17 protein-coding genes, 4 tRNA genes and 1 other annotated feature are annotated in these 21,622 nt (G+C 44.6%); of the genes, 14 read left to right on the top strand and 7 right to left on the bottom strand.

The window, feature by feature from the left end; all coding sequences use genetic code 11:
• Positions 1–29: 29 nt before the first annotated feature.
• The 3 genes from R7070_RS04075 to R7070_RS04085 form a co-directional block, all read right to left on the bottom strand.
• Complete coding sequence (locus R7070_RS04075) at positions 30–638, bottom strand: aminodeoxychorismate/anthranilate synthase component II (protein ID WP_085569788.1); 609 nt, start codon at positions 636–638, stop codon at positions 30–32.
• A gap of 16 nt (positions 639–654) precedes the next feature.
• Positions 655–2,220 carry an anthranilate synthase component 1 gene (locus tag R7070_RS04080; RefSeq protein ID WP_033905669.1) on the bottom strand — a complete coding sequence of 522 codons (1,566 nt, stop codon included), beginning with the start codon at positions 2,218–2,220 and terminating at the stop codon, positions 655–657.
• A 126-nt stretch (positions 2,221–2,346) separates the two neighbouring features.
• Positions 2,347–2,450, bottom strand: a sequence feature (Trp leader region).
• A complete protein-coding gene (locus R7070_RS04085; RefSeq protein ID WP_005376787.1) occupies positions 2,397–2,522 on the bottom strand; it encodes a trp operon leader peptide in 126 nt (41 codons plus the stop codon). Its footprint overlaps the feature before it by 54 nt.
• Positions 2,523–2,617: 95 nt before the next feature.
• On the opposite strand from R7070_RS04085, the gene rnm reads away from it, so the two are divergent.
• Positions 2,618–3,475, top strand: a complete 858-nt coding sequence (rnm, locus tag R7070_RS04090; protein ID WP_005386777.1) for an RNase RNM — start codon at positions 2,618–2,620, stop codon at positions 3,473–3,475.
• Positions 3,476–3,534: 59 nt separating this feature from the next.
• The gene (locus R7070_RS04095) at positions 3,535–4,155 is read left to right on the top strand and encodes an L-threonylcarbamoyladenylate synthase (RefSeq protein WP_005376791.1); all 621 of its coding nucleotides are present in this window, start codon (positions 3,535–3,537) and stop codon (positions 4,153–4,155) included.
• 93 nt (positions 4,156–4,248) lie between these two features.
• Here the strand turns inward: R7070_RS04095 and R7070_RS04100 are convergent, their stop codons facing one another.
• Positions 4,249–4,959: a calcium-binding protein gene (locus tag R7070_RS04100; RefSeq protein WP_005376796.1), complete on the bottom strand. Its 711-nt coding sequence runs from the start codon at positions 4,957–4,959 to the stop codon at positions 4,249–4,251.
• A 565-nt stretch (positions 4,960–5,524) separates the two neighbouring features.
• On the opposite strand from R7070_RS04100, the gene rluB reads away from it, so the two are divergent.
• Positions 5,525–6,463, top strand: coding sequence for a 23S rRNA pseudouridine(2605) synthase RluB (gene rluB / locus R7070_RS04105; protein ID WP_005376798.1), 939 nt, complete (start codon positions 5,525–5,527; stop codon positions 6,461–6,463).
• Between the two features lie 187 nt (positions 6,464–6,650).
• Here rluB and R7070_RS04110 read toward each other — a convergent pair whose 3' ends face one another.
• Positions 6,651–6,971 (bottom strand): HI1450 family dsDNA-mimic protein, encoded by a 321-nt coding sequence (locus tag R7070_RS04110; protein WP_005376800.1) that lies wholly within the window; start codon positions 6,969–6,971, stop codon positions 6,651–6,653.
• A gap of 2 nt (positions 6,972–6,973) precedes the next feature.
• Positions 6,974–7,540, bottom strand: coding sequence for an elongation factor P-like protein YeiP (yeiP, locus tag R7070_RS04115; RefSeq protein WP_005376801.1), 567 nt, complete (start codon positions 7,538–7,540; stop codon positions 6,974–6,976).
• Between the two features lie 194 nt (positions 7,541–7,734).
• Between yeiP and R7070_RS04120 the strand changes: the two genes are divergently transcribed.
• A complete protein-coding gene (locus R7070_RS04120; protein ID WP_053306582.1) occupies positions 7,735–8,502 on the top strand; it encodes a nucleotidyltransferase in 768 nt (255 codons plus the stop codon).
• On the opposite strand, the gene R7070_RS04125 is transcribed toward R7070_RS04120, so the two are convergent.
• Complete coding sequence (locus R7070_RS04125) at positions 8,499–10,862, bottom strand: DNA polymerase II (RefSeq protein WP_318141100.1); 2,364 nt, start codon at positions 10,860–10,862, stop codon at positions 8,499–8,501. The two genes, R7070_RS04120 and R7070_RS04125, sit on opposite strands and share 4 nt — an antisense overlap.
• A gap of 427 nt (positions 10,863–11,289) precedes the next feature.
• Between R7070_RS04125 and uvrY the strand changes: the two genes are divergently transcribed.
• The 10 genes from uvrY to nspC all read left to right on the top strand — a co-directional run bounded on the left by uvrY (position 11,290) and on the right by nspC (position 21,550).
• On the top strand, positions 11,290–11,934 hold the full coding sequence (gene uvrY / locus R7070_RS04130) for a UvrY/SirA/GacA family response regulator transcription factor (RefSeq protein WP_005386783.1): 645 nt from the start codon (positions 11,290–11,292) through the stop codon (positions 11,932–11,934).
• Between the two features lies 1 nt (position 11,935).
• Positions 11,936–13,768, top strand: coding sequence for an excinuclease ABC subunit UvrC (gene uvrC / locus R7070_RS04135; protein ID WP_080773718.1), 1,833 nt, complete (start codon positions 11,936–11,938; stop codon positions 13,766–13,768).
• Between the two features lie 46 nt (positions 13,769–13,814).
• Positions 13,815–14,372 (top strand): CDP-diacylglycerol--glycerol-3-phosphate 3-phosphatidyltransferase, encoded by a 558-nt coding sequence (gene pgsA / locus R7070_RS04140; RefSeq protein ID WP_005394805.1) that lies wholly within the window; start codon positions 13,815–13,817, stop codon positions 14,370–14,372.
• 463 nt (positions 14,373–14,835) lie between these two features.
• A tRNA-Cys gene (locus R7070_RS04145) sits at positions 14,836–14,909 on the top strand.
• Positions 14,910–14,945: 36 nt separating this feature from the next.
• A tRNA-Gly gene (locus tag R7070_RS04150) sits at positions 14,946–15,021 on the top strand.
• A 77-nt stretch (positions 15,022–15,098) separates the two neighbouring features.
• Positions 15,099–15,185, top strand: a tRNA-Leu gene (locus R7070_RS04155).
• A gap of 13 nt (positions 15,186–15,198) precedes the next feature.
• Positions 15,199–15,274 (top strand) — tRNA-Gly (locus R7070_RS04160).
• Between the two features lie 899 nt (positions 15,275–16,173).
• A complete protein-coding gene (locus tag R7070_RS04165) occupies positions 16,174–19,050 on the top strand; it encodes a pyridoxal phosphate-dependent class III aminotransferase (protein WP_170897285.1) in 2,877 nt (958 codons plus the stop codon).
• Positions 19,051–19,068: 18 nt separating this feature from the next.
• Entirely contained in the window at positions 19,069–20,313 is a 1,245-nt protein-coding gene (locus tag R7070_RS04170) for a carboxynorspermidine synthase (RefSeq protein ID WP_132936799.1), read from the top strand.
• A gap of 103 nt (positions 20,314–20,416) precedes the next feature.
• Positions 20,417–21,550 (top strand): carboxynorspermidine decarboxylase, encoded by a 1,134-nt coding sequence (nspC, locus tag R7070_RS04175; protein WP_256900123.1) that lies wholly within the window; start codon positions 20,417–20,419, stop codon positions 21,548–21,550.
• Positions 21,551–21,622 lie beyond the last annotated feature (72 nt).

Here is a 21,622-nt window from a genome sequence, read left to right on the forward strand (position 1 = left end):
TCCTAAATTTCTTATGTGCCAAGTGCTTTTTAAGCAGTGAGTGGGGTCGCTGAAGTTTGTTCTTCAAGTGCCCATTCAATGGCATTGGCCAACAGTGTTGCTCCGTAGGTCGTCATAATAGATTCCGGGTGGAACTGGAACCCGCAAACTTTATCTTCTTCATGTACAACAGACATTACCAAGTTATCCACTTCTGCTGTGATGGTTAGGCTCTCAGGAACCTTGGTCGCAACCAGCGAGTGGTAACGTGCAATTGCAAGTGGTGATGGTAGGTTTTGGTAAATCGCATGGTTTTGGTGCTCCATCATAGAGACCTTACCGTGAATGATTTCGCCCGCGCCAGCAACGGTGCCGCCGTATGCTTCAACAATCGCTTGGTGACCAAGACAAATACCAATCATTGGCACTTTGCCTTTCATACGTTGGATAAGCTCTGGCATTGAGCCTGCCTCTGACGGTGCGCCAGGACCTGGTGATAGCAGAACCACTGGGTTTTCAAGCTCGTTTACCGCTTGTTCGATGGTTTCTGCTGGGATGTTGTTTCGGTAAATCTTGACTGAGTAACCTAGCGAGCGGAACTGATCCACAAGGTTGTAGGTGAACGAGTCAAAGTTATCGATAAAAATGATATTAGCCATCTCTGAACCCTATTCCTTATTGTGACTTATGCGCTGCTTGGATAGCAGAGATTACCGCTTGTGCTTTGCCGCGCGTTTCGTCTGCTTCCGCTTGTGGATCAGAGTCGAACACCACGCCAGCACCAGCTTGAACTTGAGCAATGCCGTTCTCAACGTACGCTGAGCGGATCACGATACAGGTGTCGAGTGTGCCTTCACCAGTGAGGTAGCCAACAGCGCCGCCGTAGCTACCGCGTCGTGCGCCTTCTACATCGCGAATCAACTGCATGGCACGAATCTTAGGTGCGCCGGTGAGCGTACCCATGTTCATACATGCTTGGTATGCGTGCAGGGCGTCTAGGTCTTCACGCAGTTGACCAACCACACGAGACACCAAGTGCATTACGTGGCTGTAGCGGTCGACTTTTAGAAGGTCTGCTACGTGGCGAGTACCAGCTTGAGCAATACGAGCGACGTCGTTACGTGCCAAGTCAACCAACATCATGTGTTCTGCGTTTTCTTTCATGTCTGTGCGCAGTTCAAGTTCGATGCGGCTATCTAGGTCGAAATCAATCTCGCCGTTAGGGCGCTTACCACGGCGACGTGTGCCTGCAATTGGGTAGATTTCAATTTGGTTGGTATCGGTTTCATACTTAAGCGCGCTTTCTGGTGATGCGCCAAACAGAGTGAACAGCTCATCTTGCATGTAGAACATGTAAGGGCTTGGGTTACTTTGTTTCAGTTCTTTATAAGCAGCCAGTGGAGAAGGACAAGGTAGAGTGAATCTACGAGACGGTACAACTTGGAATACATCGCCTTTCACTACGAACTCTTTTAAGTCGCGAACGGTTTGGCAGAAGTCTGCATCAGACACGCTAGGTTCTACCGTTACATCTGTTATTTGCTCTGCACTCGGCAACAGTTTTGGCGCTGCACATTGGGCGCTAATTTCTGCAATACGAGTCTCTAACGCTGTTTTCTCTGAACCATCAACAAACAACGTCGCTTGAAGCTGGCAAGATTCCGTTTGATGGTCGACAACAAGCAATGTTTCCGCGACGTAGAAAACGTAATCTGGACACTGATTTGTTGCTTCGGCATTACCAAGCGGCTCAAAGTTTGCGACTAAGTCGTAGGCAAACAGACCACCAAGGAAAATTGCGTGTTTGTCTTGCTGTGAAATATCAAAACTATGCTGAACCAAACGCAGCGCATCGAAAGAAGAGGCTTCACGTAGGCGAGAGTCTTCATCTAACGTGTCGCATGGCTGGTTAAACTGCAAAGTTAGCGTTTCGCCATCGAACTTGCTCTCAACGTCACCACGGATGTTCTGGTTTAGGTGAGACAGTAGGTTTTTACCGTTATTGGTCAAGGCGTGCATGCTAACGGTATGGCCGAAGCAAACAATGCGAACCGCTGAATCTACGATCAGCAGGGATTTTAAATTTTGCTTTGAATCGATCTCAGCAGATTCCAGCAATAGGCTGTCAGTTTTGTTCTCACATAGTGTGTGGAACAAGCGAGTCGGGTCTTGAGTATAAGGGACGGAAGCCGTTAGCACTTCAAGCTGTCCAAGTTTCTTAATTTCAATGGCCTTGTTCACAAGACCTCCTTGTAGCTGTTTAAATCTTCCTGCCGTACATAGTCGCATAAAGCAAACGTTCTCCCAATCTAGAGTTGGCTATATTCGATTAATGTTTAGGCAGTTGAATGTGAAATGAGCAACAAAACAAAAAAGCCCGCTTAAGTAGCGGGCTTTACAACGTTTGGTTCTATAAACTAGAAGTATACGTTTGCCCACCAAGAACTAGTCCAAGTGCGCCACCAAGCAAGATCTGATGAGTTTGCCTTATTAAGACAAACCGCAACTTTCGCTTTTTGGTTTTGGTTAAATTCTTGTAACATGGTGAACCTTAAATTACGTACTTTGTATTTGTGTACTAGTTAACTAGTGCGAGAGTAAAAAGTCAACCCCAAAACGGCATTAAAACGATAAAAATATGAGAATTGATTTACATAGTCACACCACTGCATCGGACGGTCGGTTAGAACCTAAAGATTTAGTGGAAAGGGCGCTGAGTTTTGATATCGAGGTTTTGGCGATCACTGATCACGATACGGTTGACGGTTTGGCGTTAGCTAAGCAATACGTTCAAGATAATAATTTGCCGATAAAAATCATCAATGGCATTGAGATATCGACCGTCTGGCAAAACAAAGACATTCATATTGTCGGCCTGAATATCGATCCGGAAAATGAACAATTATCTGCCCTCATAGAACAGCAGAAGCAGCATCGCATAACACGATCTGAGTTAATTGCAGAGCGACTACAAAAAGCAACTCGAGTAGGTGTGCTTGAAGAGGTAAGGCAAATCGCCGGTGATGCTCCAGTGACAAGAGCGCATTTCGCGAAATGGTTGGTAGATAATGGTTACGCAAAAACCATGCAAATGGTGTTTAAAAAATACCTAACGCGTAATAATCCAGGTTATGTACCACCGAATTGGTGTTCGATGAAGGATGCGGTTGATGCTATCCATGCGGCTGGTGGAATGGCGGTATTAGCGCATCCTGGTAGATATAAGTTGACAGCGAAGTGGATTAAGCGTCTTCTAGCAGCGTTTGTCGAAGCGGGTGGTGATGCGATGGAAGTTGCACAGCCACAGCAAGCGCAACAAGAAAGGCGCAACTTGGCTGATTATGCTATACAATACAAACTATTAGCCTCTCAAGGCAGTGATTTTCACTACCCATCACCGTGGATGGAGCTAGGAAGGAACCTATGGTTGCCTGCTGGCGTCGAACCAGTTTGGAAAGATTGGGGAATAGATCCTTCGTTGAATAATACTCAGTAGTACGAAGTCGAGAACCCATAAAAATATAGAGCCGAGAGGCTCGATAATGAGGAATTACAATGAGCCAGTTTTTTTACGTTCACCCAGAAAACCCACAGGCTCGCTTGATTAATCAAGCAGTAGCAATCATTCGTAACGGCGGCGTTGTGGTTTACCCTACTGATTCAGGGTACGCACTTGGCTGTCAGTTGGAGAACAAACAGGCACTGGAACGAATCTGTCAGATTCGTCGTCTGGATGATAAGCATAACTTTACTTTACTGTGTCGTGATTTGTCGGAGCTTTCTCTCTATGCGCGAGTGGATAACTCTGCATTCCGACTGCTGAAAAATAACACACCAGGTCCTTACACCTTCATCTTCAAAGGCACAAAAGAGGTGCCGCGTCGTTTGATGAATGCAAAACGTAAGACCATCGGTATCCGTGTTCCAGACAATCAAATTGCCTTGGACTTGTTGGAAGCATTAGGTGAGCCGATGATGTCTACGTCGTTGATTCTACCTGGCAGTGACGTAACAGAATCTGATCCAGAGGATATTCGCGATAAACTAGAACATGCGGTTGATGTGATTCTTAATGGCGGTTACCTAGGTGAACAACCTACGACTGTAATTGACTTTAGCGAAGGTGAACCTGTTGTGGTTCGTTTGGGATCTGGTGACCCTGCACCATTCGAATAGTAGACGCACACCACCGTCAAACAAAATAGGAGGCATCGCGCCTCCTATTTTTGTTATCATATCGAATATCTCATTGAACTTAACTGATTGAGGTTAAGCGAAATCGAAAATGTCGATACCATTTTGTTCTGCATAGTTGATGTATGCAGAGCTCACACCGTTTAGTGTCACTTCAACATTGTATTCATCACTTGAGAATACTGCCCAGCCACATTCATTGTAAGATAAAGTCAGATCATCCGCTGAATCCAAGAACGTATCTCGAATGCCATCGTTATCAGTGTCTCGGCCCATATCAAAGACAAGTTTGTCATGGAAAATATTAAAATCGACAATGTCGGCTTTAACATCAATATCGTTGGAAGACACTGGCTGATCAGGTACACCAATAGCCAGGCGGTTTGTAAGCACGAAGGTGTCGTCTCCACAGCCACCGCTCAGTACTGATTCACCATCACCAACAACGAGCGTGTCGTTACCCCAGCCACCACTCAAGTAGTTGTTGCCTGAATAATCAAAAATTGTGTCGTCGCCGCAGCCACCAAAGAGTTTGTCGTTTCCTAATCCGCCGGATAGGAAATCGTTTCCAAAGCCGCCAGAAACAAAGTCGTTACCTCGGCCACCAAGCAAGGTATCATCTCCCCAGCCACCGAAGACAATATCATTACCTCCGTATCCTACAAACTTATCATCACCACAGAAGCCGAAGAAAATATCGGTTGTTTCAGAGCCTTTTGTGCCTGTCATATCGTCATCTTGAGATGTCCCAAAAATCCAATTTAGGTCGAGATTTAGCATAGACATTGTTCTATTCCTTTTTGTCTGATTTATGCCAATCGCCGAGAGTGCAGAGCGAACCTAGAGAGTCAGAGTACACGATAGCATTAGTGTTATTTTTGATGTGAACTAATGACTTAAAGACAATTTTTGTCTTGTTACCCACGACCTTGCTTTGCTATGAGCGCTCATTGTCTGCGGTGATTGGTATTACTTAGCAGCAAACAGGGACGGCTTATTTTTCGTTGCTTTCTAGCAATACGAACAGTAAACACACCCCAAGTGGTTATTGTTGTAACCCTGACAATTTTATCAGGTACCGCGTGGTTAAAGTGGTTCAGGAAGACCGATATTAGTGGGATTCTCGTTGAGCAATGCCTGCTTTAAGTAGTAAAAAAGTTGCAGAATAGGACAAATATTTCGGTCATTTTTGAAGTGAATTTTGGTGTGGAGAATGGCGCCGATTTAGCTTACATTAACTAAGAAAGTTACGTATAATGTCCGACCGAAAAATCCCACTGAAATGGGTAAATAGCAAAATACAGACCAATCCTGGTCTAGACGTCTGTGAAGACGACACATAGGTAGATAAATGAGCGAAAAGTTACAAAAAGTATTAGCACGTGCTGGTCACGGTTCTCGTCGTGAGATTGAATCGTTAATTAAATCTGGTCGCGTTAGCGTGAACGGTGTAGTCGCTAAGCTTGGTGAAAGACTTGAAGACGAGAGCAGCGTAGTTCGTATCGATGGTCACATTGTCTCTGCAAAGATTCAAGAAGAAGTGATTTGTCGTGTACTTGCGTACTACAAACCTGAGGGTGAACTGTGTACTCGTCACGATCCAGAAGGTCGTCGTACTGTTTTTGATCGTCTGCCAAAAATTCGTGGCTCTCGTTGGATTTCAGTTGGTCGTCTGGATGCGAACACTTCTGGTCTTCTACTTTTCACAACGGATGGTGAACTGGCGAACCGCTTAATGCACCCAAGCCGCCAAGTTGAACGTGAATACCTAGTACGTGTGTTCGGTGAAGTAACTGAACAGAAAGTTCGTAATCTAGTAAAAGGTGTTGAACTGGAAGACGGTTTAGCTCGCTTTGAAGATGTTGTTTACGCGGGTGGTGAAGGCATGAACCACACGTTTTACGTTGTTATCAACGAAGGTCGTAACCGCGAAGTTCGTCGACTATGGGAATCGCAAGAGTGTACCGTTAGCCGTCTGAAACGTGTTCGTTACGGCGACATCTTCTTAGACAAGAAACTGCCTCGTGGCGGTTGGATGGAGCTTGACCTGAAAGAAGTAAACTACTTGCGTGAGCTTGTAGAGCTTCGTCCAGAGAAAGAAACCATGCTTGATCTGAACAAAGACAACACGTCACGCAAACGTGAGCGTGCACGCAGCCAAAAAATTCGTCGCGCAGTTAAGCGCCATGAAGAGCGTGTTAACACACCAAAAGGTCGCAGCAACAACCCTTCTCGTCGTAAGCCGAAGAAGACTGCTGGTGACCAAGGCGCACGCAACAAGCATCGTTAATCGATAGCAAAACATCAGAAAGGCTTGCCAATTCGGCAAGCCTTTTTCTTATCTGTTACATAACAAAAGGATCTAAAGCCGATATAGAGCAGGGTGTTTTGGATAAACAAATATCTCAGCTAAACAAAAACAGCAGATAAAAAAATACCAGCACTAGGCTGGTATCTTTGTTCATGATGAAGAAACGTTAATCGCGTTTCCAAAGCATATGGCAGAACTTATGTTCAGGGTCTCGGCTGATTAGCATACGAGCAAATACGTCATCAAGAACGTCATTTTCCTCATTTACTAGGCCGATACGAACCTCTGCATATACTTCTTTATCGATCTCGAAGCCAACATGTTCAACCCAGTCATCACCGGTTTCAACAAGTTCTGCGGCACCACGATCTTCAAATTGCGCAGTAAACAGAATCACGTCAGCAGGCTCTAGGTTATCTGGAGCCATCTCAAGGAAAATGTCGTACGCTGCGTCGATGACGTCGTCGTAAGAAATCAAATCAGACATGCTTATGCTCGGCTCATGTATTTACGTTCAGCTGTGTTAATGATAACACGGTCACCAGTTGCAATGTACTCAGGAACCTGGATGACAAGACCTGAAGCGAAGCGTGCTGGCTTAGTGCGAGCAGATGCAGAAGCACCTTTGATTGAAGGGTCAGTTTCTTCAATCACTAGTTCAACAGAAGATGGTAGTTCAATACCCACTGCAGCACCGTTAACAAGGATAATGTGGATACCTTGTGTATCTTCGTTGATGAACAGCATGTCGTCTTCAACTTCATTGTGCTTGAATGTGTATTGTGAGTAGTCTTCGTTATCCATGAAGATGTGCTCATCGCCGTCAGCGTATGAGTACACAACTGCACGTTTGTTCATTTCTACCGTTTCAACAACGTCATCAGACTTGTAACGCTCATCTACACGTGCGCCCGTGTTTAGATCTGTACAACGCATTTTGTAGATTTTAGCGCCGCCACGACCGCCTGGAGTCGTTACTTCGATGTCTTTAACTAGAAGAGTTTTACCATTAGACTCGATTGCGAAGCCTTTTTTGATTTCACTTGCCTTTGGCATTGTATATTCCTATTCATACTTATTAAGCAAAACTCGGTGATTATAGCGCTAAGTTAGCCGCCTAGCATTAAAATTCATTGCAGAAATTTGTTGTTACTCCCATGACTAAACACCTGAATGGACTTGATTCAGTGAGTCGGCTAAGAGAACATATAGTCCAACTTCTTGAACCATCTGAGAACACGTTTTAAGTCATGTCTCTGCCTGTTATCGATCCTAAACAACCATTTCAACCAGAGTTTGCGCCTTTAATTAGGGAAGTCATCGCTTGTCTCAAAGGTGGACTGGGGCAAAACTTACACAGCGTTTATGTATACGGTAGTGTTGCTCGTAAAACAGCGATCGTTGGGAGGTCGAACTTAGACCTGGTTGTCGTTACTCAATCATCCTTTGAGCACAATCGCGCGACTTTGCTCAACACAATTAAGTGGCGTGCGCAGCAGAGTTACCCTCACGTGAATGGTGTATCGGTCCGTACAGCCTTAGTGAGCGAAGTAGCTAATTTAGACAGTATTTTCACTTGGGGTTTTATGCTTAAGCATTGCTGTGTCTGTGTTTATGGTGATGATCTAGCAGACTGTTTTGGTGATTACGTCCCAAGTTGGGAAATTGCTAAGCACTGGAATATGGATGTGGAAGATTGGATTACGGTGTATCGCAAAAAAATCGTACAAGCGAAGACGATAGAAGAGCAGGTGGCCGCCCAGCGAGTGATTGCTAAAAAGTTACTAAGAGCGTCATACTCTTTGGTGATGTATCGAGATAAACGTTGGTTTGATGACCCTATACAATGTGGCAAGGTATTCTTAACTTATCATCCTGAAAAGCAGCTTGAGATCGAGCGGCTAGAAATTTTACTTTCTGGCCGGGGGATTCCCAAGCGTTCTGTTATCGGGCTAATTGATGCGTTTGGTGATTGGTTAGTCAAACAGTACCAGAAAACAGAGTTTCGTATCGGCTAAAACAACCCCATTTGTGGCGCTGAAAGCCTGTCAAAGTCCGTCCCAATGAAAGGGAGAATCGCATCCGCAACGGGTTTGAGTTGTTTATCAATGTAATGTTGATAATCAATAGGGCTATTGAGGTACTCATAAGGTTCAGGACCGCTCACGGTAATAATGTATTCAATTCGCCCTTTGTTTTGATACTGTAATGGGCGGCCAAGCTTGGCATTTATCTCATCCGCTAAACGAGCTGCACGCACTTGTGGCGGGACGTTCTTCTGATACTCATGCAGTTTTCTGCGCAGTCGCTTTTGATACACCAACTGTTCATCAAATTCACCGTTGTTAGTTTTCTCAACCATCTCTCGGACATAGTCGCTTGGATCTTCACCATGGAAAATCATGCTATAGAGTGTATTTTGAAATTTCTGTGCTAACGAGGTCCAGTCAGTACGGGCACTTTCTAACCCTTTAAATACAATCCGTTCTTGCTCTCCTTCACCGATTAAACCCGCATAGCGCTTTTTCGAGCCAGTTTCTGCGCCACGAATCGTTGGCATAAGGAATCTGCGATAATGGGTTTCATACTCGATTTCCAACATAGATGTTAGGTTGTACTCAGAACGCAGGTGTTCTTGCCACCAAGAGTTGATGTAATCAACTAATTGATTTCCAACAGCGTCAGCTTCTACTTGACTGTATGGTCGATTCAACGACACGAATGTGGAATCCGTATCGCCGTAAATCACTTGATATCCTTGCTCTTCAATCAGCACCTTAGTTTGCTTCATGATTTCATGTCCGCGCATGGTAATACTAGAAGCTAACCGAGTATCAAAGAAACGACATCCCGATGAGCCCAGTACGCCATAAAAGGAGTTCATGATGATTTTGATTGCCTGAGAAAAAGCTTTTTCATTGTTCTTCTTTGCAACATCACGTGCTGCCCAAAGCTTTTCAATCATTTCTGGTAAAAAGTGTTTCGTACGATGGAACTGCCCACCGCGAAAGCCAGGTACAGCCTGATTTTCTTCTTTTCCAATATCGAGCAATAACCCCTCAACTAAACCCATAGGATCAATCAAGAAAGAGCGAATAATCGATGGATATAGACTCTTAAAATCCAATACTAAAACAGAATCATATAGGTTAGGGATGGAGTCCATCACGTAACCGCCGGGGCTCGCAATCCAATTTTCTGGGTGTAGGTTCGGGGCAACATAGCCTGCGCGGTGTATTTGCGGCATGTATAAGTTAGTGAATGCCGCTACCGAGCCACCGACACGATCCAGTTCTACACCAGTGAGGCGAGAGCGTTCAATTGCAAAGTCGAGCAGGTGAGTGTGATTGAAAATCTTGTTCACCAACACGCAGTCTTGTAAGTTATATTTAGCCAGCGATGGTTTGTCGGAGCGGTACATACGATTGATTTCATCCATACGGTCATGAACGTTGTGGATTTCTTTCCCTTCCCCCAAGAGTTCTTGAGATACAGACTCTAATGACCAAGACCGAAAGTGATAAGTCGCCGTTTTTAACGTATCGATACCGTCCATTACAACTCGCCCGGGAATGGAAATAAACCCTTGTTGGCTTTGAGATGAACTTCTGAAAAAGCTGGCTTGGTCTGCTCTGCCAAGCATTAGCTTCATGTTGTGCCATTCTACTCGTTTGTGTAGCAGGCGAAAGTCAAAATCAATGACGTTCCAACCGACAATGACATCGGGGTCGAATTGTTTAAACCAATCGATGAGTGCTTCTAGAAGCGCCTTTTCATCCTGGACCCATTGTATCGGTGTATCCGAAGGTTCTGGTTCTCCGATCATGATAACGCGGGAATCCATGACGCTGTCTAATCCGATGGAGTAAAGAATGCCTTTCTCAGAGCATTCTAGATCTAACGAGACAACGTTTAACTTCGGCTCATATTGCCCCGTACGGCATTTTGCGTTCTGGACGCGTTGGTAGCCATTGGTGCGAGTCACATTGCCTGTAAACTCGATACTGCCTTTGATAAAACGCTCCATTAGGTAGCGTTCGGCGAGGCGAATATCACTTTCATACGTAGTGATATCTTTTTGAGCGAATGTGTCTTTGAGTGCGAGAGCGTCTCTGGTTACATTGGTATAGCAGGCAGCAAGAGGCGTATGTTCAAACGTTTTGAGATCCAAAAGGCGGATGTCGACGAATATGTTTTTTTCTCGTGCGAGTGTCTTTGCTTGTTCTGAGTGTTTCTGAGCGATGAAAAATACTGGCTTCTCACCATTAATAAGTAACTGAGTAGGACCTGCTTCTGTCGAAAGCCACAGCTCGATTTGAGTTTGACCTTTGATGTCTCGTGCCTGTCGAGTTAGCAGGAAGCCTTGTTGAATATTCAAATGTGAGAAACCTTAGAAAACTTGAAGAACGTTAGTTTAACACTAAGAACTGTAAAAATAACCAGTAAAGAAAGCGTCTCAAATTTTTGCTGGAATTAGTGATTACAAGTTAGTCTTTGGTGCAAGAGGGACAGTGTCATTTTAAGTTATAGCGTGTTTCTCTGGGCAATATGAAACCTAGTTACTTGATTTATTGTACTTAATGTTGTTAATTGTCTTTTCTTAGATTTCGGTTCTGCTCATCACGCTCTAAAATAATAGAGTGGTTTATGAATAAGTTCTTGCTAAAGTTTGCGTTTCAGCACATATTCATAGAAAGCAATTTTTTGTCGATTACGTTAGTATATAGGCAGTCATACTGATATCCACATTTAACAAATAATGGTTATGTGGGTGCAGAACCAATACAAAGTGTGGAGATACAAGTTTGATAAATGTTTTCCTTGTAGATGATCACGAGCTGGTTCGCACAGGGATACGACGTATTATTGAAGACGTCCGTGGAATGAACGTAGCAGGAGAAGCTGACAGCGGTGAAGATGCAGTAAAATGGTGTCGCAGTAATCATGCTGACGTCGTTTTAATGGACATGAACATGCCAGGAATTGGCGGCTTGGAAGCCACTAAAAAAATTCTTCGCGTGAATCCTGATGTGAAAATCATCGTACTTACCGTTCATACAGAAAACCCGTTTCCAACCAAGGTGATGCAGGCAGGTGCGTCTGGTTATTTAACCAAAGGTGCTGGCCCTGACGAAATGGTGAATGCGATTCGTGTAGTTAATAGTGGGCAGCGTTACATCTCGCCAGAGATTGCGCAGCAGATGGCATTGAGTCAATTTTCTCCAGCCTCTGAGAACCCTTTTAAAGACTTATCCGAGCGTGAATTGCAGATCATGCTTATGATCACCAAAGGCCAAAAGGTAACGGATATTTCTGAGCAACTTAATTTAAGTCCAAAGACAGTCAACAGCTATCGCTACCGACTCTTTAGTAAATTGGACATTAATGGTGACGTTGAGTTAACTCACTTAGCGATTCGCCACGGAATGCTGGACACCGAGACCCTTTAGCGTGAATCCTCCCTTCGATTCGGCTTCCTTTCTCAAAACAGTAACTCATCAGCCCGGCGTTTACAGAATGTACAACGCCGAAGCTGTTGTAATCTACGTAGGTAAAGCCAAAGACCTTAAAAAGCGCCTTTCAAGCTACTTTCGAAAAAAAGTAGACAGTGAGAAAACTCGCGCGCTTGTCAGTAATATCGCCAAAATAGACGTCACGGTGACTCACACTGAGACAGAGGCGCTGATCTTAGAGCATAACTACATCAAGCAGTATTTGCCGAAATACAATGTGTTGCTGCGAGATGATAAGTCTTACCCTTATATCTTTATTAGCGGTCATAAGCACCCACGGCTTTCTATCCACCGTGGCGCCAAGAAGCGCAAAGGTGAATATTTTGGCCCCTACCCAGATTCTGGTGCAGTAAGAGAAACATTGCATTTGCTGCAAAAGATATTTCCTGTGCGCCAGTGTGAAGACACTGTCTATTCCAACCGAACGCGCCCATGTTTGATGTACCAAATTGGTCGTTGTGCAGGACCATGCGTTAATACCATCATTTCTGATGAAGAATATGCAGAGTTGGTTGGCTTTGTGCGCATGTTTTTGCAAGGCAAAGATCAGCAAGTACTCAAACAGTTGATTGAGAAAATGGAAGTTGCCAGTCAGCAATTGCGCTTTGAAGATGCCGCTAAATTTCGCGATCAAATCCAAGCGATTAGGCGTGTTCAAGAGCAGCAGTACGTCTCAGAAGACAGCATGGATGATATGGATGTACTCGGGTTTGCTCAGGAGAATGGTATCGCGTGTATCCATATCCTGATGATACGCCAAGGCAAAGTGCTTGGTAGCCGTAGCCATTTTCCGAAAATCCCACAAAATACAAGCCAGCAGGAAGTGTTCGATAGTTTTCTGACTCAATACTATTTGAGCCATAACGAAGCACGTACAATTCCTTCTCGTATTATTTTGAATCAAGAGTTGGCAGAAGATATTGCGCCAATACAGAAAGCGTTAAGTGAAGTGGCAGGCCGTAAGGTTCATTTTCATACGTCGCCAACTGGCTCTCGAGCAAGGTATCTCAAGCTTTCGAACACGAATGCACTAACGGCGATTACCACCAAAATCAATCACAAGATGACGATTAATCAGCGTTTTCATGCGCTTCGCGAAACATTGAAGTTGGAGTCTATAGCTCGAATGGAATGTTTTGATATCTCCCATACGATGGGGGAAAGCACGATTGCGTCATGTGTGGTGTTCAACAACGAAGGCCCCGTAAAGCAAGAGTATCGTCGCTACAACATTACTGGGATTACCGGTGGTGATGATTACGCAGCAATGGGACAAGCGTTGGAGCGCCGTTATTCGAAGCAATTGGACGTAGAGAAAATTCCCGACATCATCTTTATCGATGGCGGTAAAGGTCAGTTAAATCGTGCGCATGACATCATTTCGCAGTACTGGGGGGATTGGCCAAAGCGTCCTATCATGATTGGTATTGCAAAAGGCGTTACTCGCAAACCAGGTTTAGAAACGCTGATTACAGTCGATGGGGACGAGTTTCATTTACCAAGCGATGCTCCTGCGCTGCATCTTATCCAACATATTCGTGATGAAAGCCATAACCATGCTATAGCGGGGCACCGTGCTAAGCGAGGTAAAACCAGACGTACGAGTGCACTCGAAGGGATTGAGGGAATCGGCCCTAAACGACGTCAGGCGTTACTCAAGTACATGGGTGGGTTACAAGAACTTAAACGTGCAAGTGTCGAAGAAATCGCCAAAGTACCGGGAATAAGTCACTCTTTAGCAGAAATTATTTTCCAAGCATTGAAACAATAAGGAAAATCGCGCAACATTAAGCCGCAATGTGTAAGAGAATAATAAAATGCGTTTGAATATCCCGAACATTCTGTCTCTTCTTAGACTGTTCCTAATCCCTGTTTTTGTGGTTGTCTTTTATCTACCTTATTCATGGGCACCGTTTGCAGCAGCAATGGTGTTTTGGGTAGCGGGTTTTACTGACTGGCTTGACGGCATGTTGGCCCGTAAACTTGGCCAAACTTCTCGTTTTGGCGCGTTTATTGATCCTGTCGCTGATAAAGTGCTAGTGGCAACGGCATTGATTCTAATCACGGAACATTATCATTCAATTTGGGTGACCATTCCTGCGGTAACGATGATTGCGCGAGAAATCATTATCTCAGCATTGCGAGAATGGATGGCTGAAATCGGTAAGCGAGCGAGTGTTGCGGTATCTTGGGTTGGCAAAGTAAAAACTGTTTCGCAAATGTTCGCCTTATGGGTGTTGATATGGCGTTACGATGAATGGATGGTTTGGCTAGGCTTTGCGGCCTTGTATGTGGCAACTTTCTTGACATATTGGTCAATGATTCAATATTTGGCTGCTGCGAAAGACGATCTGTTGAATGAAGAGCACCATTAAATTCTGATGTTAGAAAGCAGGCTTAATAGCCTGCTTTTTTGTATCTAAGACAATCTACAGCATTTTTTGGCTTCTCTCGCTTTTCAATGCTTGCTAATGGCCATGTTTGCAATTTGTATCTGGGGCTTTTGCTTCGATAGAGTTCTATTTGTGATCTAAGTCTTGTTTTTGTCCTTGGAGAGTCTTAGAGAGGCGAGTCTTCTGATTATTAATACTTCAATGCACGCAACGCACGGCCAACAGTGTAAGGCGTAGCCAAAGTTTTATGATAAACAAGTGTATTTAAGCGATTTTTAGTATTAAAACTAAGCAATCCATCGTCTTTCGCACAAATTCTAGTCAAACGATTTAAAAAAATAAAAATAGTGTTGACTCGATCGCTCGAATCCGTAGAATGCATCCCGTACCCAAGAGAGCACGGCTCGAAAGGGTGGTGAAAAAGCTTAGCTTTATTCACAAATGAGGCGCCTTGGCAGAGTGGCTATGCAGCGGATTGCAAATCCGTGGACCTCGGTTCGACTCCGGGAGGCGCCTCCATTATTCTTTTGAGAGCGAATGGCTTTCGAGAAAAATGCGACACTAGCTCAGTTGGTAGAGCGCAACCTTGCCAAGGTTGAGGTCACGAGTTCGAACCTCGTGTGTCGCTCCAAATTTTATTGATATGGCATTGGCGATATCAGATGGTGTTTTACTTTTCTGTAAAGGCATCACAAAGAATATTTGTGTGCCCTGGTGGTGGAATTGGTAGACACAAGGGATTTAAAATCCCTCGACGTTCGCGTTGTGCCGGTTCAAGTCCGGCCCGGGGCACCATCTCATATTAAATGCGACACTAGCTCAGTTGGTAGAGCGCAACCTTGCCAAGGTTGAGGTCACGAGTTCGAACCTCGTGTGTCGCTCCAGATTTAAGGCCTAACATGAAAATGTTAGGCCTTTTTCGTATTTTTTTGAAAATCTCAAACTTCTTTTCTGTCACAGACTTCGTTAAGTAGCGAACCCTTTGTCTCATTGACTCAAGTGATTGTTAATTCTGCCATTGCAAAACATCTTAGCTATTCCTACTAGTCTATGTTTAAACCATCACTTGTGGTGAATAACCACTCTTACTCCAGGCAAAGCTGTGACGAGAATGCTATCTTTTTAAATGTTCCGGATATAGAAAGGAATGTTTTACGATTAAGCAGCACAACCTTAAACCTCTGTTTAGATGAGGTGATGATATCTCAAGAATATTTGTTTAAATAACAGCTATTTGAGAGAAGCAGAAAAGCATAGCTCATGAATATGAACATGTGAGTTGCAATGGGGTATGTTTTGTTGTGATTTACATCACTGTTACTAATATGAAAAATCGTTGCCAGAAGATTTTATTTTGTGATAAATTCGCGCGCAATCTCGGAGCGTAATTAACAACGTTTGATCTCTGGGGGATACGCGTAGTGACCATTCAAGCTGATTGTGACACTGCGTAGGGTAGGTATCGGCAAAGCCTTTTGTCGATAGACGGGGTACTAATGCTGTAAACGCGGCATATTAATGGGAAACCCAACATTGAAACCTTTGAATAAACACACACTAATCAGCTTCATACTGCCGAAATGTCCTGTTTTACAAAACGGGTGCATTACAGAACCTTGATTAATCCCTTTTACATGTAAAGTCGCGAGTATCGTGGCGGATGATCTGTATTTGTCATTTATGCACTGACAAATGCGGAGGGGTATTCACACCTCCTGTAATTTCATTCTAATGATTATTAATACAGGATACAGAATTATTATAATTCAAGGGATTATGTAGTATGAGCACTGCCTTTGAAGTCGATAGCAATATCGCAAACATTTTTTCGTCTCAGGTTCCTATCGTTGAGGGAACGTATGACTTAACGCCAGATCAAGTATTGATTGATCAGGCTGAGCATGAATCTGAAGTACGTTCTTATCCACGTCGTTTGCCGATCGCAATTAAACAAGCCTTTGGGTGCTTGGTTGAAGACACGCGTGGACAGATCTTTCTAGACTGCCTTGCGGGGGCAGGCACTCTAGCTTTGGGGTATAACCATCCTGAAATAAACCAAGCGCTGAAAGAACAATTAGATTCAGGACTGCCATATCAGACGCTAGATATTGCAACATCAGCAAAAACGACGTTTATTCAATCCGTTAAGTCTTTTCTTCCTCAAGAGTTAAGCGAGAACAGCGTTATCCAATTTTGTGGCCCGTCTGGAGCTGATGCGGTTGAAGCTGCTATCAAGCTCGCGAAACAGACTACCGGTCGCAACACTATGTTTGCCTTCCGTGGCGCATACCATGGTATGACTAATGGTACGATGGGGATGATGGGTAACTTAGGCACGAAAGCTCGTCGAACTGGTTTGATGTCGGATGTGCACTTTATGCCTTTCCCATACAACCTGCGTTGTCCTTTTGGGCTTGGCGGTGATGAAGGTGCGAAAGCAAGTATTCGCTATATCGATCGTCTTTTAAACGATGATGAGTCAGGCATTATGAAGCCTGCCGCGATTATCGTGGAGCCAGTGCAAGGTGAGGGTGGTGTTGTTCCTGCGCCAGCATTCTGGCTACGAGAGTTACGTCGTATTTGTGATGAACACGGTATCTTACTGATCTTCGATGAGATCCAGTGTGGTGTTGGTAAAACTGGCTACAATTTCGCGTTCGAAGAGTCGGGCATTGTTCCAGATATTCTGTGTTTATCAAAAGCAATTGGTGGTGGCTTACCAATGTCGCTATTGGTTATCAACAAGCAACATGATACATGGAAGCCGGGCGAGCACACAGGTACATTTCGTGGTAACCAGCTAGCTATGGTCTCTGGTGCGAAAGCATTAGAAATTATCCAGCGTGATAATCTTGTTGAGCATGCCAATATTGCGGGTCAGTACTTGCGCTACGGCCTTGAAAGTATTCAAAAGCGTGTGAACTGTATCGCAGAGGTTCGTGGCAAAGGTTTGATGCTAGGCGTGGAGATTAAAAATCCAGACGGTGAGCTCAATAAATTTGGTGAACCTCAAGCGGATAGTGAACTCACACTTTCTATTCAACGTGCAGCACTTGAGCGTGGCTTGATCGTTGAGAAAGGTGGACGCGAAGGCGCAGTAATTCGTTTCCTTCCTCCTCTTATCATCTCGTTTGAACAAATCGACTTTGCTTTACGTGTATTTGAAGACGCGATTTTAGCCGCAGGCGGTAGTCACATCGAAACTCAGCCACAAGATGAATGGAAGAAGCATTTCATCCACACTGGAGAGATGGGCAGCAATGAATTTGCTTCGGTGATGAATCACACTACTACGGTAATGAAGTCAGTGTTTGAACAAGTGACTGCACCGTATTCAGGTATGGATCCAAAAGCATTGGAAGCAGCGATTCACGACGTTGATCTTGATAATGGAAATGCGCCTCTTAAAACCGTTATCGACGATGCTGCTGAGCTGGTCGCGAAAAACGCAATTTTTACTCAACATCCAGATTGTATTGCTCACCTACATACTCCACCGTTGATGCCAGCGATTGCGGCAGAGGCAATGATTGCGGCTTTGAACCAGTCGATGGACTCATGGGATCAAGCTTCATCAGCGACTTATGTTGAACAGAAAGTTGTGAACTGGCTATGCGATAAATATGAGTTAGGTGAAAAAGCGGACGGTATCTTCACGAGCGGCGGTACGCAAAGTAACCAAATGGGTTTGATGCTTGCGCGAGATTGGATTGCTGACAAACTCAGTGCACACTCAATTCAAAAGCTTGGCCTTCCTGAATACGCAGACAAGCTACGTATTGTATGTTCGAAAAAATCCCACTTCACGGTTCAAAAATCAGCCTCTTGGATGGGATTGGGTGAAAAAGCGGTCATGACCGTCGATGCTAATGCCGATGGAACGATGGATGTCACTAAATTAGACGAAGTTCTCAATCAGGCCAAAGCAGAAGGTTTGATCCCATTTGCCATTGTTGGTACAGCGGGTACAACGGACCACGGTGCTATTGATGACTTAGACTTTATCGCCGATATCGCAGCGAAACATGACATGTGGATGCACGTTGACGGTGCATACGGTGGAGCTCTGATTCTAAGTAGCCAAAAAACACGTCTGAAAGGTTGTGAGCGTGCACATTCCATCAGCGTAGACTTCCATAAGCTGTTTTACCAAACCATCAGTTGTGGTGCGCTATTGGTAAATGACAAGTCTAACTTTAAATTCCTGCTTCACCATGCAGACTACTTGAACCGCGAACACGACGAACTACCGAACTTGGTGGATAAGTCTATTGCGACAACTAAGCGTTTTGATGCGCTCAAAGTGTTTATGACGATGCAAAGCGTAGGGCCAAAAGCCCTAGGCGATATGTATGATCATTTGCTTGAACAGACGCTTGAAGTGGCGGACATGATTCGAGATAACAAACACTTTGAGTTGTTGGCTGAACCATCACTATCTACGGTTCTGTTCCGCGCGACACATGAATCAGCGGATCTTGATGAACTGAACAAAACGTTGCGCTTAGAAGCGTTAACACGCGGTATCGCGGTATTGGGTGAAACCATTGTCGACGATAAAACTGCATTGAAATTTACGATTTTGAACCCGTGTCTGACGACGGCGGACTTTGAATCTTTGCTCTCAAAAATCAATACGCTAGCGGCAGAGCTAGTTTAACAAAGGTAACGGAAAACTATGGCAATTCTACAGATTGGTGCAGGCGGCGTTGGCTGGGTAGTTGCACATAAAGCAGCACAAAACAACGACGTTCTGGGTGATATCACAATCGCATCACGTACCGTAGGTAAGTGTGAGAAAATCATCGAATCGATTCAGAAGAAAAACAATCTGAAAGATTCAACTAAGAAATTAGAAGCGCGAGCGGTAAACGCGGACGACGTAGATTCTTTAGTTGCTTTAATTAAAGAAGTACAACCTGACTTAGTGATCAACGCAGGTCCTCCTTGGGTGAACATGTCTATTATGGAAGCATGTTACCAAGCTAAAGTGTCATACCTTGATACATCTGTTGCGGTTGATTTGTGCTCTGAAGGCCAACAAGTACCTCAAGCTTACGATTGGCAGTGGGGTTACCGTGAGAAGTTTGAAGAAGCGGGCATTACAGGTATTCTTGGTGCTGGTTTCGATCCGGGCGTAGTATCGGTGTTTGCCGCATACGCAGTGAAGCATCTGTTCGATGAAATCGATACTATCGACGTAATGGATGTAAACGCAGGCGACCACGGTAAGAAGTTCGCAACTAACTTTGATCCAGAAACGAACATGCTTGAGATTCAAGGCGATTCGTTCTACTGGGAAAGCGGCGAGTGGAAACAAGTACCTTGTCACTCACGTATGCTTGAGTTTGAATTCCCGAATTGTGGTTCTCACAAAGTGTACTCAATGGCGCATGACGAAGTTCGATCTATGCAAGAGTTCATCCCGGCGAAACGCATCGAATTCTGGATGGGCTTTGGTGACCGTTACCTAAACTACTTCAATGTGATGCGCGACATCGGTCTACTCAGCCCAGATCCACTAACGCTTCATGACGGTACGGTTGTTCAACCTTTGCACGTGCTAAAAGCACTACTACCAGATCCAACATCACTCGCGCCAGGCTACACTGGCCTAACGTGTATCGGTACTTGGGTTCAAGGTAAGAAAGATGGTAAAGAGCGCAGTGTATTTATTTACAACAACGCTGATCACGAAGTCGCATACGAAGATGTTGAACACCAAGCTATCTCATACACCACTGGCGTACCAGCGATCACTGCGGCTTTGCAGTTCTTCCGTGGCAAATGGGCAGACAAAGGCGTGTTCAACATGGAGCAGCTAGATCCAGACCCATTCCTAGAAACCATGCCATCTATTGGTCTAGATTGGCATGTTCAAGAACTGGAGCCAGGACAACCTGTTATCCATAAATTGAAGTAAGAATTTAGCGACTCTTATTTGTACGTTTAAGCCGATGCACTTGCGTCGGCTTTGTTCGATTTTATAGTGTCTTTGCTAAGGCGAAGAGACGTAAGGTATCAAAATGCAACAAAACGAACTAAAAACGCCATACTTCATGATCAATGAAGACAAGCTGATTGAGAACCTAGAGAAAGCAAAACAGCTAAAAGACATCTCTGGTGTGAAGCTTGTATTAGCACTGAAGTGCTTCTCAACATGGGGTGTATTCGACATCATCAAGCCTTACCTAGACGGAACAACAAGTTCTGGCCCGTTTGAAGTGAAGCTTGGCTACGAAACGTTCGGTGGTGAGACACACGCATACAGTGTGGGTTACAGCGAAGATGACGTTCGCGATGTGGCGGACATCTGTGACAAGATGATCTTTAACTCTCAGTCACAGCTAGCGGCTTATCGTCATATTGTCGAAGGCAAAGCATCGATTGGCTTGCGCCTAAACCCAGGTGTGAGCTATGCAGGGCAAGACTTAGCAAACCCAGCGCGTCAATTCTCTCGTCTTGGTGTTCAGGCTGATCACATCAAACCGGAAATTTTTGATGGTATTGATGGCGTAATGTTCCACATGAACTGTGAGAACAAAGACGTGGATGCGTTTATCGGCTTACTCGATGCTATTTCAGATCAGTTTGGCGAGTACCTAGATAAGCTGGACTGGGTAAGCATGGGTGGCGGCGTGTTCTTCACATGGCCGGGGTACGATATCGAGAAGTTGGGGTTAGCACTTAAAGCGTTCTCAGAGAAACACGGCGTACAAATGTATTTAGAGCCGGGTGAAGCGATAATTACTAAGACCACTGATCTCGTTGTAACAGTGGTTGATATCGTAGAGAACGTAAAGAAGACGGCGATTGTCGATTCAGCCACAGAAGCTCACCGCTTAGATACGTTGATCTACAATGAGCCAGCGTCAATTCTTGAAGCATCTGAAAATGGTGAACATGAGTATGTGATCGGCTCGTGCTCTTGTTTGGCTGGTGACCAGTTCTGCGTGGCGAACTTCGAACAGCCTCTAGAGATAGGACAGCGTCTGCATATTCTAGATAGTGCCGGTTACACCATGGTGAAACTGAACTGGTTTAACGGTCTACGTATGCCGTCGGTCTACTGTCAACGCTCGAATGGTGACATTCAAAAACTGAATGAATTTGACTACTCTGATTTCAAACGTTCACTGTCTCAGTGGTCAGTGAAATAAAACGTATTGAGTATTAGAACGACAAAGAGCAGCTGAATTGCTGCTCTTTTTATTGGGGAAGCGTTAAAGGTA

This window comes from Vibrio sp. 1557, from assembly GCF_033340175.1.
GTDB classification, from domain to species: Bacteria; Pseudomonadota; Gammaproteobacteria; order Enterobacterales; family Vibrionaceae; genus Vibrio; species Vibrio alginolyticus.